At 42.4% G+C, this 18,509-nt stretch carries 11 protein-coding genes; 3 read left to right on the forward strand and 8 right to left on the reverse strand.

Translation table 11 applies throughout. From position 1 onward, the window contains the following. Window positions 1-125 precede the first annotated feature (125 nt). From VB775_RS08065 to ilvN, 4 genes are all read right to left on the reverse strand, one after another. Window positions 126-380 carry a hypothetical protein gene (locus VB775_RS08065; RefSeq protein WP_281006112.1) on the reverse strand — a complete coding sequence of 85 codons (255 nt, stop codon included), beginning with the start codon at window positions 378-380 and terminating at the stop codon, window positions 126-128. Beyond that, window positions 380-577, reverse strand: a complete 198-nt coding sequence (locus VB775_RS08070) for a hypothetical protein (protein WP_281006113.1) — start codon at window positions 575-577, stop codon at window positions 380-382. Before VB775_RS08070 ends, VB775_RS08065 begins: the two co-directional genes overlap by 1 nt. Window positions 578-806: 229 nt before the next feature. Then, window positions 807-974 carry a hypothetical protein gene (locus VB775_RS08075; protein WP_281006114.1) on the reverse strand — a complete coding sequence of 56 codons (168 nt, stop codon included), beginning with the start codon at window positions 972-974 and terminating at the stop codon, window positions 807-809. Window positions 975-1,188: 214 nt separating this feature from the next. Further along, entirely contained in the window at window positions 1,189-1,728 is a 540-nt protein-coding gene (gene ilvN / locus VB775_RS08080; protein WP_281006115.1) for an acetolactate synthase small subunit, read from the reverse strand. 305 nt (window positions 1,729-2,033) lie between these two features. Between ilvN and rsmH the strand changes: the two genes are divergently transcribed. The 3 genes from rsmH to VB775_RS08095 are packed head-to-tail and all read left to right on the forward strand — an operon-like array spanning window position 2,034 to window position 12,588. Then, window positions 2,034-2,897 carry a 16S rRNA (cytosine(1402)-N(4))-methyltransferase RsmH gene (gene rsmH, locus VB775_RS08085; protein ID WP_281006116.1) on the forward strand — a complete coding sequence of 288 codons (864 nt, stop codon included), beginning with the start codon at window positions 2,034-2,036 and terminating at the stop codon, window positions 2,895-2,897. A 49-nt stretch (window positions 2,898-2,946) separates the two neighbouring features. Next, on the forward strand, window positions 2,947-7,530 hold the full coding sequence (locus VB775_RS08090) for an ATP-binding protein (protein WP_281006117.1): 4,584 nt from the start codon (window positions 2,947-2,949) through the stop codon (window positions 7,528-7,530). Window positions 7,531-7,533: 3 nt separating this feature from the next. Continuing rightward, a complete protein-coding gene (locus tag VB775_RS08095; protein WP_281006118.1) occupies window positions 7,534-12,588 on the forward strand; it encodes a PAS domain S-box protein in 5,055 nt (1,684 codons plus the stop codon). A gap of 265 nt (window positions 12,589-12,853) precedes the next feature. Here VB775_RS08095 and VB775_RS08100 read toward each other — a convergent pair whose 3' ends face one another. The 4 genes from VB775_RS08100 to VB775_RS08115 form a co-directional block, all read right to left on the reverse strand. Continuing rightward, on the reverse strand, window positions 12,854-13,696 hold the full coding sequence (locus VB775_RS08100; RefSeq protein WP_281006119.1) for a C39 family peptidase: 843 nt from the start codon (window positions 13,694-13,696) through the stop codon (window positions 12,854-12,856). Between the two features lie 124 nt (window positions 13,697-13,820). Then, complete coding sequence (locus tag VB775_RS08105; protein WP_281006120.1) at window positions 13,821-14,462, reverse strand: HAD family hydrolase; 642 nt, start codon at window positions 14,460-14,462, stop codon at window positions 13,821-13,823. 423 nt (window positions 14,463-14,885) lie between these two features. Beyond that, entirely contained in the window at window positions 14,886-17,363 is a 2,478-nt protein-coding gene (locus VB775_RS08110) for a dynamin family protein (protein WP_281006121.1), read from the reverse strand. 235 nt (window positions 17,364-17,598) lie between these two features. Beyond that, window positions 17,599-17,817, reverse strand: coding sequence for a hypothetical protein (locus tag VB775_RS08115; protein ID WP_323216723.1), 219 nt, complete (start codon window positions 17,815-17,817; stop codon window positions 17,599-17,601). Between the last annotated feature and the right edge of the window lie 692 nt (window positions 17,818-18,509).

Here is an 18,509-nt window from a genome sequence, read left to right on the forward strand (position 1 = left end):
TTGTCTGTAACATAATCGTTTGCGTTGGTTAATTGGAGCGATCGCCAATCAATTGTAGCACCACAACATTTTAGCTAATAATGACAGTGATTTGTGATGTGATTAGAGGCGATCGCCCAAAATTATTACTTCCCAATGAGACGTTCATACTCAGCGTGTGTACCAATCCAAAACCAAGAAATACCCTTTTCAACTTCAATGCCCACTGCCCGATATTCCTTACTAATTCTTACTGACCAATACTTCCCAACTCTCTTTAAGTGCAAAGATGGATTCGATGGATTCGTTTTTAGTAACTCATAACTTTGATCGGCAATCTCCTGAATAGTCTCAGGTAAAGCTTTGTAGTATTCCCAAAATCGTCTGGTTGTGAAATGCATTAGATTTGCTTGCAAAATCCATTTTCAAAATCCTCGATCGCTTCCTGTGCTAAAAAATCTAACTTCCCCGACTCAATATCACTCTCTAACTCCTTATCCCAACGTTGATAATCTAAATCCAACAGCCAATCAATAACTTTGCGAAATTCGCTAGGAGGAAGTTCTAATATAGCCGACTCAATTTGTTGAATAGTCATCGTTTTAGAGTTCTATAAAAAATAATCGTATGCGTTGGTAATTGGAGCGATCGCCAATAAATTGTAGCCTTGCAACATTCTAGCTAACATTGGCAGTGATTTGTAACGTTATAGGATTAGAGGCGATCGCCCAAATATTATTACTTCCCAATGAGACGTTCATACTCAGCGTGTGTATCAAGCCAAAACCAATACAACTAAAACATCAACATCATTTAATTCGATAGCTTCAGAAACCACATCGACAGATTGCAGATCGCAATCCACACCAATCATCAATCCCGCCATCACCAATAAACGATCTGAAGGATGTTGATTGAGTATTAATTAACGTGAGTTCGATATAGCCATTTGCGGCGTGCAAAGCACGCCGCAAATGGCTATATCGAACTGACATTAGTTAGCTATTAGAGTTATAACCAAGGCTTTAAAATTAGAGATCGCGCTTACATTAGGCGATCTCTAATCTATATCACTACTCCAAAAAAAAGTTGCACCTCGCAGAGGTGCAACTTTTTAGTTTTAATTGGTTAGTGCAGTGCGGCGCTTAGCGCCGCACATCCTTAACGAGAAATAACTTAGGACTGTGACAAATAGCGATCGCTAAAAAATCAGAAATTAGAGACCGCACTACCTAGGCTATTTTTAGAAATTTTGAGATATTCCGTATTTACACCTGATTCACGGGTCAGCGAAACTTTACCAGTACGGGCAATTTCGCGAATGCCAAACTTGTTTAACATCTTCAAAATCGCCACCATCTTTCCAGGGTCGCCCACCACTTCGATCGTTAGGAAATCATCAGCTACATCAACAATACGGGCGCGGAAAATTTGGGATATTTCAATAATTTCCGATCGCACATTCGGGGCGGCGTTCACCTTGACGAGCATCAACTCGCGCTCAACACAGGGAATATCAGTAAAATCAAGAATTGTGATCACATTGATCAGTTTATGCAACTGCTTAGTGATTTGCTCAATCGTGTGATCGTCGCCTGAGACAACCATCGTAATGCGCGTAAATCCATCTTGCTCAGCAGTCCCAACCGCAAGGCTCTCGATATTAAAACCTCGGCGGGCGAACAAGCTAGCAATGCGGGTCAGCACGCCTGCCTCATCTTGGACGACAACGGAGAGAGTATGTTTCATGGTGACAAATTCGGCAAATAAACAGCACAGTAGACTATATTAATGACTTTGGTTACCTTATTGCGATTATCAAGATACATATTGATAGCGATTAAGGTGCTTGGTTTTCAACAGCAATTCTCATTATGAAACCGATTTTGGTGTTTACAGCGCCGAAGGCGCTGTAAACACCAAAATCGGTTTTTTGAAAGCCCGCCGTTGGCGGGCTTTCAAAAAACCGATTTTTATAATTAGAATTGCTGAGTTTACAAACCTAAAAGGGACACAAAGCCCCACCTAGTTTATCTATTCAAACCTCAAAAAATATGACTGCCCAGTTTCATCATGTTCCCGTGCTTGCCGAACCCACGATCGCAGGCTTAGAAATTGTTGCAGGTGGGGTATATCTGGACTGCACTGTGGGCGGTGGTGGACATAGCGCGTTAATTTTGCAAGCAGCAGAGAATGTAAGTTTAGTAGGGATTGATCGGGATGAAATGGCGATCGCCGCCGCAAGTGACACCCTCAAAGATTATGCAGATCGGGTTAGTTTTTGGCGCGGTAACTTTTGTGAATATCAGCCATCATCGGAATTGAAATTTGATGGTATTCTAGCGGATCTGGGTGTGAGTTCGACTCAGTTTGATGTTGCCGAGCGGGGATTTAGTTTCCGAGAGTCAGGCGATCTTGATATGCGAATGGATAATCGCCAAACTCTCACTGCCGCCGAAATCATCAATCACTATAAAGAAGTAGAACTTGCTGATATCTTTTTTAAACTTGGTGAAGAAAGACTGTCGCGGCGGATTGCCCGTCAAATTGTCGAGAAGCGCCCCTTTAAGACTACATTGGAACTCGCTAATGCAATTTCTGCCTGCGTTCCCTCCAGTTATCGTCACGGTAGAATTCATCCCGCCACCAGAACTTTTCAAGCTTTGCGAATCGCCGTTAATCGAGAATTAGAAAGTCTCGAAAAATGGTTAGCCATTGCTCCCAATTGGTTAAAGACTAGCGGTAAAATTGCTGTGATTACATTTCATAGTCTTGAGGATCGAATTGTTAAGCATACTTTTCGCGAGGACGATCGCTTACAAGTACTAACCAAAAAAGTCATCATCGCTACTGATGAGGAAACTAGAGCAAACCCTAGAGCGCGTTCTGCTAAGTTACGCATTGCTCAAAGGATTTAAGAGATTTATATAAAGCTTTGTCCAATGGGACAACAATAGGCAAACATCTATGCGTCCAACCAGCACCAGCGATCGCCTTCCTCACATTGATGGTTATCAATTAACTGCGCCACTTTTTGAGGGTGCGCGAACTCTTGTTTATCGAGGCATAAGGCTAGCGGATGGACTAACGGTAATCTTGAAAATGCTGAGAAGCGATCGCCCCTCAGTTGATGACCTATTGCAACTGCGTAACCAGTACACGATTTCCAAAGATCTCAGCTTGGCAGGAATAGTCCAGCCGCTCAGTTTAGAAACCTATGGCAATGGGTTTGTGATTGTCATGGCTGATGAGGGATATATCTCACTTGCTGATTACGCCAAGACGCAGCCACTCAATCTGAGAAGATTTTTGGCGATCGCTATGCAGCTGGCGACGATTCTCCATGACCTGTATCAACAGCGGGTGATCCATAAGGATATTAACCCTAGCAATATTTTGATTGATCCTGTGAGTCAGCAGGTAAAGATTACTGATTTTGAGCTAGCGACAAGACTACCCCATGAGATTCAGACCATTGTCAACATCAATGTTTTGGAAGGAACCCTTGCTTATATGGCTCCAGAGCAGACTGGAAGGATGAACTGTGGAATTGATTACCGCAGTGACTTTTATGCCCTAGGGGTGACTTTTTTTGAATTGTTAACAGGACAGCTACCTTGTTCATCGGATGATCCCTTGGAACAGATCCATTTTCATCTAGCTGTGCCTGCGCCCCTAGTATGTGAACTCAAGCCAGAGTTGCCCTTGGTCATTGGACAGATCGTGGCGAAACTCATGGCAAAAAATGTAGAGGAGCGCTATCAGAGTGCCTTGGGTTTGAAGCATGATCTCGAAATTTCTCTTCAGCAGCTTAGGGAAACTGGAACCATTGCTCCCTTTGCGATCGCTACTAGAGATCTCAGCGATCGCTTTTTGATCCCCGAAAAGATCTATGGACGTAGCCTTGAAATTCAGATATTGCTCAATGTGTTTAAGCAAGTTGCCCAAGGTAGTACGCAACTGATGTTGGTAGCTGGTTTTTCTGGTGTTGGCAAAACCGCAGTGATCAACGAAGTGCATAAACCAATTGTCCGTAAACGCGGCTACTTCATCAAAGGCAAATTTGATCAATTAAATCGCAATATCCCTTTTTCGGCATTTGTACAAGCTTTCCGTGATTTGATTGGGCAACTGCTGAGCGAAAGCGACACTCAATTGCTGGTATGGAAAAATAAAATCCTTGAAGCACTAGGTGAAAATGGACAAGTAGTGATGGATGTGATTCCAGAACTAGAGAAAATTATTGGTAGCCAACCAAATGTTCATAAATTGACAGGAAATGCTGCTCAAAATCGATTCAATCTATTATTCCAGAAATTTATTCAAGTCTTCTCTGCTCCTCAACATCCTTTAGTGATCTTCCTTGATGACTTGCAGTGGGCTGATTCTGCTTCTCTACAGTTATTGCAACTCTTGATGCAGGAGACAGGCTACCTATTGATCTTGGGAGCCTATCGCGATAACGAAATATCATCGGTGCATCCATTGATGTTGACGGTGAATGAGATTATCAAGACGGAAGTGACTGTCAAGACAATTATTTTACAACCATTAATTCAGGAAGATATTAATCAATTAGTAGCAGACACCTTAAGTTGCGATCGCCTTCTGGCTCAGCCCCTCACTGAGTTGGTCTATCAAAAGGCTCAAGGTAATCCGTTCTTTACGACTCAATTTCTCAAGGCTTTGCATGAAGATAAAATGATCCAGTTCATCTCTGGTGAAGATACAAGTCAAGGCTGGCAATGTGATATTAGCCAAATTAGACTACAAAGCCTAACGGAAAATGTTGTAGATTTCATGGCGCACCAGTTGCAGAAACTTCCTCCTGCGACCCAAGAAGCACTGAAATTAGCAGCCTGTATTGGAGCAGAGTTTGATTTGCAGACATTAGCGATTATTGCTGAGCGATCGCCTTCACAAACTGCGACAGCCCTGTGGAAAGCTTTAGAGAATGGCTTAATTATTCCTCTCAATCAAATTTATAAATTTTTTCAAAATGAATTGGATAATGAATTGGATTTTGATGATCGGGATGCATTGCCATCTATTCCGATTTACCGCTTTCTCCATGATCGAGTACAGCAGGCTGCTTATTCGCTGATTCCCGAATCTCAAAAAGAAATCGTCCACTTAAATATCGGTCGAGGGCTTTGGGAACGCCTATCCAAGGAGGAGCGTGAGTTACACCTCTTCCAGATTGTCAATCATCTCAATATGGGTATATCCCACATTTATGGTCAAAGAGAGCGGGAGGAACTAGCGCAATTAAACAGGCAAGCTGGCGAAAAAGCCAAAAATTCGGCTGCTTACGAGGCGGCGATGGATTATCTGAATACAGGGTTAAAGCTGCTATCGGCTCAATCTTGGCACACCCATTACGACCTGAGCCTATCTCTGCATCAACTTGCGGTGGAAGTCGCCTATATTTTGGGTGCATACGCCCAGATGAATTCGCTGATGCAAGTCAGTTTCCAAAACACTAAAAATCATTTAGATCGCGTCAAGTTCCATGAAATTCAGATTCTTGCCCTAGTAGCGCAAAATCAGACCAGAGCAGCCGTTGACTATACTCGTAAAATTTTGCCGATCTTTGGGGTACATCTTCCCCAGAAATTATCGAAATTGCGAACAATCTTAGGATTTTTTGCCACCCTTTATCGGATGATCGGCAAAAAGCCCAAGGATTTACTCGATCTGCCTATGATGTCTAATCCCTACAAATTAGCAGCTTGCCATCTCTTCAATGCCATTGGTGCTGCCTCAGAAAGGGAAATGCCTGAGATTTTACCATTCATCACCTTTACAGGAATCGCTCTGTACCTGCGTTATGGCAATATCCCTAAATCATCGATGGCCTATACGATCTATGCGTTTTTGCTGTGCGAGAAACTTAATCGCGTTGATGCGGGATATGCGATCGGCAAAGCCGCGATCGCTCTCTGTCACAAGACTTCCTCTAAGGCGGCGCTAGCTCCCACTCTCTTTCTCTGGAATCGCTTCATCGCCTATCGTAAGGAATCTCTACGTACCACGTTACCGCTATTGTTAGAAGCTTATCAAGTCAGTCTGGAGGTTGGAGATGTCGAGTATGCCGCCTACAGCCTTGCTGTTTACTATTTGCAAGACTATTTAACGGGCAAAAATTTGGGGGACTTGCAAAGAGAGGCGATCGCTGCCCGTCCGACTTTGCAGAAACTTAAGCAACGGGCTATGTCCGCTCTGATTGATGTCAACTGCCAAGCGATCGCTAACCTCACCACCATCACTGACGATCCATGTAAACTAGTGGGTCGCTTTTTTGATGAAACGACCATCAGTGATAGAGATAAGCAATTGAGACTTTATACCAGCTTCCGCAAACTTCAGATTGCATTTTTATTTCAGCGCTATCCCGTTGCCTTGGAGCAGATGGCGATTATTGAAGTAATGCAGCAATTGGTTGAGGGAACCTTTGTCAAAACTCTATGCCATTTTTATGCCGCTCTGGTCAGATTGGCTCAATATCCCTCCTTGTCAAAGCAACAGAAAAAAATCTATTTCACTAAAATCAAGGCAGATCTTCAACGTCTTACCAAACTCGCCAAATCAGCTCCCATGAATTATCAGCATAAGGTTTGGCTATTGGAAGCTGAATACTTCAGGGTATTGGGCAAATCTAGTCAAGCAGCAGATTTATACGATCGCGCCATTACGGGAGCCAAGGAACATAAGTATATCCAAGAGGAAGCCTTAGCTAATGAGCTTGCCGCTAGGTTCTATCTTGATTTGGGAAAAGATAAAATCGCTCAAGTTTATATGACTGAAGCTTACTATGGCTATGTGCGCTGGGGTGCGACCGCCAAAGTCCTTGATTTAGAAACACAATATCCACAACTGCTCAGTTTTGTACTTCAGCAAGCCAATTGCTCTAGTTTGGCGGCTCCATCATCCACCCGTATCTCCAGTACCAACTCTCAAGCGATCGCGCTTACTGCTCTCATCAAAGCATCTCAATCAATTTCTGAAGAAATTCAACTCGATCAACTCTTCACAACAATTTTAAATACGATGATCGTCAATGCTGGTGCTGATAAATGTATTTTATTACTACAAGCAGAACAGGAATTACAGATCGTCGCTATGGCAAAATCTGGACAATCACCACAGATATTCACTCATCCTATTCCTCTAGAACTCAGTGAAGAAGTCGCAACTACTGTCATAAATCGGGTCAAGCGGAGTTTTGAACCTCTAGTACTAGGAGATGCGCGGGAAAGTTCTCAATTTGCAGGCGATCGCTATATTGAGCAACAACAACCTAAGAGTATTTTCTGTAGTCCTATAATTAATCAAGGACAAGTGTTAGGGGTTTTATATTTGGAAAATAATTTGATCGTGGGCGCATTTACCGATGAACATCTTGAAGTGTTAAATTTGCTTTGCAACCAAGCAGCTATATCGATTAAATATGCTCAAATCTACAGAAGCCTAGAACAACAAGTAGAACAGCAATCCCAAGAATTTGCGAATTTTACCTCTCAAAGACCAAATCAGCCCCATCGGAGATAATTAATGAGTAGCCCCACGATTGTTTGTGTTGACGATGAGTATAGTGTTCTACTTGAGATGAGAACTCAATTAAAGCGATATTTCCCTAACTATGCGATCGCCATTGCTGAAAGTGGGGCTGAGGCAATAACACTGGTGAAAAATTTATTAGCTAATGGTATAGAAATACCTCTGGTGATTGTAGATCAGCTAGTGCCTGACATGAGTGGCGAGCAAGTTTTAATAGAACTTCATGGTCGGCATCCCGAAATCTTAAAAATCATGCTCACCAGTCAAGCAAGCAATGAAGATGTTAGTAATTTGATAGATCGGGTGAATCTCTATCGTTTCCTACCAAAGCCTTGGAATGCGATCGATTTACAACTCACAGTTACAGAAGCCCTGCGTCGCTACCAACAAGATCGGCAACTGATCACCCAAAAACTAGAACTAGAACAAGCTAAGCGCGAATTAGAAAGACTGCATAGTAGTTTGGAGCAACATATTCAAGAACATACCCAACAACTACGGCAGAACGAAAAGCAACTACTTGGCGAAGCCCAACAACGCGCACTGATCAATACTTTACCCGACTTGATTATGCGAGTTAACCGTAAGGGAATGTACCTTGATTTTATCGTACCCACAACCTTTCCATTACTTGGTGATGCTCAAGCACTAATTGGAACGAGGGTAGAGGACACCTTGCCGCCTGATTTGGCAGCGAGAAGGATGAAAGCTGTACATGATGCGCTCCAAACTAGGGAAATACAAATTTATGAACAAGAGCTTTGGGTTGACGGTGTTTTACAAGCAGAAGAATGTCGTGTGGTTGCCTATGGTGAAGATGATGTACTGATTGTGGGACGCGATATTAGCGATCGCAAACAAGCTGAACAAGCTCTCAAAAAAAGTGAAGAAATAGCTAAAGAACGTGAACAACAGTTATCATCGCTGCTGAACAATATCCCTCATATTGCATGGCTCAAGGATCGTGATGGTCGATTTCTGGCAGTTAATGAGCCATTTGCTCAAGCCTGTGGTTATCCATCTTCTCAATTAATTGGATTGACTGACTTGGATATCTGGCCTCACGAGCTAGCTGAAGCATATAGGCGTGACGATCGCGAGGTTATAAATTTAGGGAAACAAAAACATGTTGAGGAACATCTCCTTACTGCGGATGGCACATATCGATGGATAGAAACAATTAAGTCTCCAGTTATCAACGATTTTAACGAGTCAATTGGTACGGCTGGAATTGCGATGGATATTACCGATCGCAAGCAAGCAGAACTAGCTTTCCAAGGATTGATGCATAGCACTGCCTCGGTTACTGGTCAAGAATTCTTTCCTGAGCTAGTCCGACAAATTGCGATCGCCCTCGATGTTTCCCATGTTTATCTTGCCCAACAGGTTGGAGATAGGTTGGAAACGATTGCATGGTATGCCAATCGTCAACTACAGACCAATTTTGTATACCAAATTGCTGATACTCCATGCGAACTAACGTTAAGCGAAGGTAAATATTACTGTTCTAGCGTGAAACAAACTTTTCCCCATGATCAAAATTTAGTGGGAGTAGATGTCGATAGTTATCTTGGTGTTGCCTTACAGAATTCCGCAGGGAAAAAGATTGGTCTGCTTTGTGTATTAAATCGCCAACCCTTAGCCAACCCAGACCGTGCGGAAATGTTGCTACATATTTTTGGGGCGCGAGCGATCGCCGAAATAGAGAGAATGCAGGTACTTGAAGATTTACAAAAGCTAAATGAGGAACTAGAACATCGAGTGCAAAAACGGACACAGGAGTTGTCAGAAACCCACAATTTTCTCGAAGCAATTATCGAAAATTTACCAGTGGCTCTATTTGTCAAAAACGGTAGAGAAGAAAGATTTGGCGAATTTATGCTATGGAATAATACTAGCGAGAGAATGTTTGGATTTACTAAGGAGCAAGCAATTGGGAAGACTCTTTATGACTACTTTCCTAAGGAGCAATCTGATTTCTTTAAGCAAAAAGATCATTCTTCCTTTAAAGGGCGTAAGAGAGAGGATATTGCTGAGGAATTTATCGATAGCCGATCGCTTGGCAGAAGAATTTTACATACGATCAAAGTTCCTATGTTTGATGAGCATGGCAACCCTGATTATTTGGTATGTATTTCGGAAGATATCACCGATCGCAAACAAGCTGAAATGGCTTTACAAGAAATCAATGAAAGGTTTCGGGCTACCTTTGAACAAGCTGCTGTGGGGATTGCCCAAAATAGCCTTGATGGCAAATTTGTGCGAGCCAATCAAAAATATTGCGACATTATGGGTTACTCAGAAGCCGAACTGCTACTAAAATCTTTTGCAGACATAACCCACCCTGAGGATAGAGAAAAGGACAATGAAAATACTAAACTTTTGTTCTCAGGAGAGTTGCAAACCTTTACGATGGAAAAGCGCTATATCCGTAAAGATGGTGAGATCGTTTGGGCTAATTTAGCAGTGTCTCTGGCGCGAGACTTTCTTGGAGAACCGCAGTATGTGATTGGTGTCGTTCAAGATATTAGCGATCGCAAACGGTCTGAGACGCAACTTCAGTCAGAGAGAATGCGTTTACAGCTAGCCCTTGAGTCTTCTGAGATGGGAACTTGGGAATCAAATCTCGAAACAGGGATTTGGTCAGCAAAAACAGAAGCTATTTTTGGCTACGCTGCTGGAACATTTCCTGGCGATCGCGAAGCCTTTTTGAAACTGGTTCATCTCGACGATCAAGAACAAGTATTTCAAGCTCTTTCCCATAGTTTTACCACACAATCCCCTTACAACATTGAATACCGTATTAATCGTCAAGATGGAGAAATGCGTTGGGTAGCAGTGAATGGGAAAGTAGTTGAGAACAAGAATGGGATTGGCTTACGGATGGTGGGTGTAGCGCGTGACATCACCGATCGCAAACAAGCTGAAATTATCTTACGACAGTATCAACGGATGGTAGAGATTGCTCCAGACGGTATAGCACTAGTTGACCGTAACTATACCTATCGTTTGCTCAATCAAGCCTATTTAGAACACAACGAACGGACATGGGAGGAGATGGTTGGGATATCGATTCAAGATGTCATGGGTGAGCATACATTTAAGACAGTTGTTAAACCAAGGTTTGATCGATGTCTTGCTGGTGAAACCATCGATTATGGAGAATGGTTCTATTTTGAGAAAGCAGGTAATCGCTTTGTCAATGCCACCTACTTTCCCTATTTTGAAATTGATGGCACGATTACAGGAGTAGTGATCATTAACCGAGAGGTGACTGAACGGCGAAAAGCCGAATTGTTGCTACAGGACAGCGAAGAACGATTACGTCTAGCCCTAACCGCCGCAAATCAGGGACTCTATGACCTGAACCCACAGACTGGAATTGCTATTGTTAGCCCTGAATATGCCACGATGCTGGGATATAGTCCTGATGAGGAATTTGCAGAAACTAATACTAAGTGGAAAGAGCGACTTCATCCCGATGATATAGAGCGAGTGGCAGCCACTTATCGCGCCTATGTCAATGGAGAAATTAGTATTTACAAGGTGGAATTTCGTCAACGCACTAAAAATGGTGAATGGAAGTGGATTCTCTCTATCGGTAAATTTGTGGAATGGGATGAGGCTGGACAACCTCTGCGGATGTTGGGAACACATACCGATATTAGCGATCGCAAAATAGCTGAAGAAAATCTTCAGGCTGAGCGCTCCCGATTACAACTAGCTCTAGATGCCGCCACAATGGGTAGTTGGAGTTGCAACCTTCAAACAGGACAACTATTCTGGTCAGATCGCGCTCAAGAAATCTTTGGCTTTATAGCTGGAACTTTTTCTGGCGATCGCGATACATTTATCTCGATGATTTATCCCGAAGACAGAGATCAGGTACTGCAAGCGATCTCTAGAACCTTTGAGACATCAGCCCCCTATCAAATTGAGTATAGAATCCAGAGGTTAGACGGGCAGATCCGTTGGGTTGCCGTTTGGGGCATCATTCCCCAGAACAATTCAATTTCGGATCGACTACTTATTGGTGTTATTGCGGATATCAGCGATCGCAAGCAAGCAGAACTAGAACGCGATCAACTATTACAGGAACTCTCCCAACTGAATAGCGAACTTGAACAAGCCAACCATCAACTTGAAGAATACTCACTAACCCTCGAACAGCGTGTAGAAGAAAGAACCAATGAACTTAAAAATGCTCAAGAGCGCATAGTTGCTCAAGAAAAGCTGGCTTCATTAGGAACTCTCACCGCAGGCATCGCCCATGAACTCCGTAACCCTCTTAACTTTGTCAAAAACTATGCTGAAGGCTCTATCGAACTGATTCAGGAATTGTTAGATACGCTGCAACCAATTCTTGCATCCCAAGAATCACAAACCGCATCTTTTGTCGAAACGACCATCATCGATTTGCAAGAGAACGCCTCTACCATCCATCGCCATAGCCTCCGTGCCGCAGAAATCATTAGTAGCATGATGGAACATGCCCGTAGCCAACCTGCTTCGATGCAGCCTACCCCCCTTAATAGCTTGCTGCATGAAGCGATGAAACTAGCCTGTTATGGCAAAAAACCACAGGATTTCAACTTTAATGTCAGTATTCATACCGACTATGATCCAAAAGTAAGTCTAGTTGATGTAATTCCTAATACTTTAACGCGAGCTTTTATCAACTTAATAGATAATGCCTGCGATGCGATGCGGTCTAAACAAGCTCAATTATCTTTAGATGAGACATCAATCAGTGCATATACGCCCAGCCTGAGAGTTTCCACTCAGCTTGTGGGAGAAACAGTACAAATTTGTATTCGTGATAATGGTTGTGGTATTCCCCCACAGATTCAATCTAAAATCCTTGATCCTTTCTTCACGACTAAACCACCTGGATCAGGGACTGGATTGGGGCTTTCACTTACCCATGACATTATAGTTAAGCAACATCAAGGCTCATTGAAGATTAGCAGTAAACTAAACGAGTTTACTGAGACTGCGATCACAATTCCTCTGCACTCACCAAATCTAAAAAGCTTTACTCTGGAGTAATACCAAATTAACGTGAGTTCGATATAGCCATTTGCGGCGTGCTTCGCACGCCGCAAATGGCGAAAAATGGTAAGAATCGCTTAGCGATTCTTACCATTTTTCGCTTTCGTCGAACTGACATCAAATTAAGAAATGGCTACGCTATTTCTTACAGCGCTTTGCGCTCAAGCCCAAACCAAAAAAATTGAAAGCGTTGCTTTGCTACGCTTTCAATTTTTTTGTGGTTCGTTTGATCGGTAATTGCTGTAACCCAAACTGAGGTTATTTACAGTCCTGTAGGTAAACCTGTGGGTTTACCCTTAACACTGGTGACAATCCTGCCCCAGCCCGCTTCACCACCACCATCCCAAAAAATTTGCTGCATGACAGTATAGCTATAGGGATCATAAGCACCGCCAACACCAACGTCATAACTATCACTAGCACCATGACGCGTCCCATAAGGATCGTGAACAAGCCAGACTTTTTTAACAGGATCATGCCCCACGATTACGCAAATATGACCGCTTCCTTTGTATGCAAATCCCACAACTACAGGAATATTTGCTTTTAGTGAAAGCAACACATCTTTTGCTGAAAGAGAATAGCTAAAGTAAGAGTTAATACCAAGTTCTCTCAAAGCCCATGTTTGAGCATCATGGTCTGTGGTATCGCCAAACTTACCCACCAGTCGCATATAGACTGACTCTGGTTCTGGAAATCCCTGTGCTTTCGCCATCGTTGTTAAGGCTCCATTTAGCACAAAGTCGGCTAGCATCGCATTACTAGTAGTGTTGCACTGCCGCCAACCAGGTCCAAAAATCGCCTGATCGTTGTCTAGTTGAGAACAATATTTAACTGGTAACTTGATGAGTTGATTGACATCCTCCCCTTCAATTTTGACATGAGGATCGTAGGCATAGACCTTTTGGAGTTGGGATTTGCCATCCAGTGCTGGAAAGGGTGAGGCTAGAGTTAGGAAAAGATGTTGATTGCGATCGGGACTATATTCAGTAACAAAAAATGTTCTCCCTTTTTTGATAAAGATTTTCTCGGAATCGGCTAAATCGGTTGAGCCAAGCAGTTTCTTTTTGAGAAAAGTATCCGCTTCGGCGATCGCTTTGGGCATAGGACAACCTCGGAATAAATGCGATAACGCTATAAATCATCGCATATCGTCATCTATAAATATAGTTAAAAACGCAAGAGAGAGTGGCAGCGTTTCACGCCGCCACTCTCTCTTGCGTTTTGGTTTAGCACAAATATTGGGTAATCTCCTGAGGAGAGTTAGCGATCAAATCGACACCATGAAGTTTTAGCTCTTCTTCAGTGCCATAACCATAGGTCACACCGATCGCTAAGAGTTGATTTTTCTTCGCCCCGATCGCATCATGGGAGCGATCGCCTATCATCACTGTTTTAGCAGGAATCAGATTTTCAGTGAGCAGAATATGGCGGATTAGCTCTGCCTTATCACTACGAGTGCCATCTAGTTCACTGCCATAAATGCCATCAAATAGAGAATTCAGATCAAAATGTTCAATAATCCGTTTAGCAAACACATGGGGCTTGGATGTGGCAATGTAGGTTTGATAACCTGCGGTACGAATCGAGTTTAGAGTTTCAGGGATTTGGGGATAGAGAGCATTTTCAAATAAGCCCACGGTGGCAAAGCGATCGCGATAAAGGGTAATGGCGCGATCGATTAAGACTTTATCTGTAGTTTGCAGTAACTTCGTAAAACTAACTGTTAATGGGGGGCCAATGCACCAAAGCAGTTGATCTGTTTCTGGTAATTCGTAGCCAAGTTGATTTAGTGCATATAGAATGCAGGTAGTAATCCCAATTTTAGGATCAGTCAAAGTTCCATCTAAATCGAATAACACTGTATCCATACGCGGTCATTTCATCAAATAAGGATTGATCATGGTGAGGATGGGCGGCGATTCACTCCGCCCATCCTTATACCAAACCACAAAATGGCTACGCCATTTTGTGGTTTGGTATTACCTATTACAGCAATTGCCGATCAAACGAGCCACAAGAAAAAAAAGAAAGCGCTGCTTTGCAACGCTTTCTTTTTTTCTTAGTTTGGGTTTAAAGCGTGTTTGAGAAGTTTTTACCCCCTCTAACTCCCCCTTTACAAGGGGGAGAATCTGAGTTTCCCCCCTTTGCAAGGGGGGATTAAGGGGGGTAAAAACAGAAATTTACGCTAAATAAGAGAATTCTCAAACACGCTCTTAAGGGCAAAACGCTGTAAGTGCTTCCAAATGTTGTTTTAAATTTTTGTTTATTATTGCAACACTTTTAAAATTTTTCTATACTTCTGTATCTTCCACTTCATCAACGACAGAAGACTCTGTATCAATTGTCTCAGCGATCGCTGTTGGCATTAGGAGATCAGACTCACTGATAATTGGCAACTTCTTACGGGTCAATTGCATTGCTTCTAAACACTGATTAATATTTGAAACTGCGGCATTATAGGCATCAATATTTTGTTTTACCTCGCCTTGCAAGCGACGATTATTATCAACCTTGGATTGAGCTTCTTTCTCAAGAGTTTGAGCGAGATACTCACGGGCGCGATCGTATTGCTGCAAAATTTTATCTGCTTGATTGTCTGCGCCACCGAGTAAATGAGTATTTAGAGTTTGATTAATTGTCTGACGGAAAGTGCGAATTACGGTGTCTTTGACTTTGTACTCAAAATCTAATTTTAAAAACTGACGAATTGCTGGCTCAGAATCGATCATGCTTTGATAATCGTAACCACGACAGGCTTGGTGTAAAGCTTGTTGCAATTGCCAGAAAACCACATTGCCCTCTGCATAGAATTCTGGACGCTCACGCACATAGCGATCGCATTCAGTTTTAGCCTCATTGACCAAAGCCTCCGATGCTTTGACCATCACACCTTGGAGATAACTCTCTGTCTCGCCATCATTACCTAGTAAGCGATAGAGTTCGCGATAATAGTCTGCTTTTTTAATTTGTTCAATCATATTTTGGAAGAAGTTGGCAATGATTTCTTTAGAGCATTCCACCAACACATCCTCTAGCTCATTTGCCAAGAAATAGAAGCCCTCAGTCAAAATCCCCATTACAGGAACTACAGAGTTACGACGATGGCTAGCTTGGGCGCGTTGATGCACCATGGCAACAGAGAAACTGACAATCAGTTCGTCTAAACGTCTAACCATCTTGGTTTTTAGCTTCAGATAATCAGCTTCTAAAAGTTCATTGCGATCGCTAGCAACTACTACATTTACTTCTTGAGCAATATGATCGCGCAAGCGATCGCCAATTTGTTTCAAATCTTGACTGAGTTTCTGCAATTCTTGAGACTTGATTGCTTCAATATCGCGAGGTTGACTTTCCAGTTTCAGCCATGCTTCGAGATAGGACTGGCGCAGGGCAATACAAATTGGTTGCAAATCATCAGCTAGATCGGCAAACAGTAATGGACGCTTCTCAATGGTCAAATAGCGGGTAATCGCGGTGCGAAACTCTTCAATGCCGCTATCCTTAATCAGTTGCTCGATTAGTCCTGTTCCCGAATGACTGAGCAAGCGTACATACTTCTCATTCTTAACATTGGTTTCCAAAACGCTGTAGGGAATTGGAAACTTAGAAATGTCCAGTTTGCCAGAAACTAAACAATAGCTGTTAAATTCATTTACAAATTGTGGTGTGCCTTCTTCGCCGCCCACAGATTTAACACTTTCAGCAAATACTGAGTCCAAACCAAAGCGATCGCTAATACTTGTATTTTTGAGTTGACTGCCATAGAAACCCAGCAATCCACTGGTTTTATAGATTTTTGAACTATTGCGAAACTGGCTGGAAATTGTGTGATTGAGGCGATCACGCAATTGATCATTTGTCCAAGTCTCATCAATGCGATTGAATACATAGAAAACGCGATCGCGAATTCCCGCATTACCTTGCATTTTTTCGCTCAGTTCTGTTTCTTCGGAAGTCATTTCGCCAGTAGCTGCGGTCTTGAGTACAAATACTACTGCCGAAGTATCGGGATGCTCAATTTTATCAAAAGTTAACGCCGCATCTTTCTTAACAGGTGCATCAATTCCAGGGGTGTCGATGATCACATTGCCATCTTGTAAAAGGGGATGATTGCAATAATATTCCACCCGTTTGAGAACAGCGCTATTAGCTCCCCGTCTTGCGTAGTCGGCAGCTTTTTTGAGATTGTCAAAACCAAACTGTTCCATTGAGTAGGTTGCATTGGCTGTCGAACTAATGCGATCGCGATTATTTGTAAATCCTTCAAGCAATAGATTCAAGGCATCTGCATCCTTGGCGCGTTTGGATTTGCTCTTACCACCTTCTTGTTCGATTACACTTAGGGCTAAGGTTTGCAACTGTTTGAGTGCTTCAGGTTGATTAATATTCATCGGTGCAACCTGTCCAATCAGTTGAGACAGTGCTTGTACCTGTTCACGGACTTCCACTTCACTCAAGAAAGTTAATACAACCCGTTCTTCCCCAGTTTTCGCAAAGGCAATTTTGCATTCCGTCCCCGTCGCATGTCCTTCAGCACTGTATAGCAATTCCCTCTCTAACAGTGCATTAATCAACATTGATTTACCCGCACTAAAAGCCCCCGCAAATACAATCTCAAAGGTTGGTGCGATCGCTTTTCTCAGCGAAGCCTGAACAATACTGCCATCCTGCTGCGATCGCAGATTCGGCTCCTGTTGCAAAAGTTGTAAGATCGCTTCAACCTGCGCTTGTAAGTCTTGACATTGTGGAAAAAGAGTGGTGAGTGTCATGCAAGCAAATCCTTGATTTAAGAAAATTTAATGCTTTCACCTAAATATATCATGTATATTCCACCTCAAATTACCGTAACCCATAGCAAAGCACAAAATGGCTTAGCCATTTTGTGCTTTTACAACCCTTATTGGGCTTGGTTTTTAATTCATAAAAATGTATGGACTCTTGTGTGAACGTGAAAGTGTTATCAGCCTTTTTATAAATCTCCTTTGGCTCGTTTGATGGATAATTTCAGCGCATTAGATAGGGAGATTTCAGGACTTTTTGATCATCTTTATAATTGCAGATATCGGTTTCTGAGCGATAGATATATTCCACCTCTTCATCGGATAACACTAATTCTAAATAGAGTTCTCCCATCCATCCACGAATTTTACTAAGTTGAAAGAAAAGCTGGAACTGGCGATCGCTCAGTAATTCTTGGGTTCTGGTTATTTGTATAGGTGTCATAAAAGCCCCCTGAGTTCGCATCTCAATTCTGGACATTACTAACTGATGTTACGTGGAACGCTGAGAATCGGGCTTGGAGACCAAGCCCCTACAACCAATATGTAGGGATTTGGTCTCCAAATCCTCTTTTAAGATGATATAGAAACAGTATGGCGATCTTTGTTCTACGTAACATCAGTTACTAAGTATCATGGAAATCGCTAAATCTGTTGGTGATTCAAACAATACAAAATTAACGATCTCCAACACTCAAAATCAAGATTGCAATTACAACAATCACCGATCTAGATCATTAACTAACAGTGATCTCTCAACATTAAACAGGCTATAGCAATCCTAAATAGTTTGAGAGAGTGCGCCCCGCAGGGACGCACTCTCTCAAACTATTTAATCTCAAAAATAAAATAGGATTTCCATATATAGCTGTCGCCATTCTTGTTAGGACATAAAACCCAGATAGTGTGAGGCGGCGCTTCGCGCCGCCTCACACTATCTGGGTTTTGATTTGTCCTGATACAGGTGGCTATAGCAATGTAAGTTTTGCTTAGGACATAATACCCAGAAGCAGAAGTGTTGAATCAAAAGTGAAGAAACACCAAAAATGGATACACTACACCTATCAAAATAGTGATTTCAGCTTAAAATCACTATCCTCCTAAACCAATGTAAGTAGCTAATATTCTCACACATAA

It is taken from the genome of Pseudanabaena sp. CCNP1317, assembly GCF_034931345.1.
GTDB classification, from domain to species: Bacteria; Cyanobacteriota; Cyanobacteriia; order Pseudanabaenales; family Pseudanabaenaceae; genus Pseudanabaena; species Pseudanabaena galeata.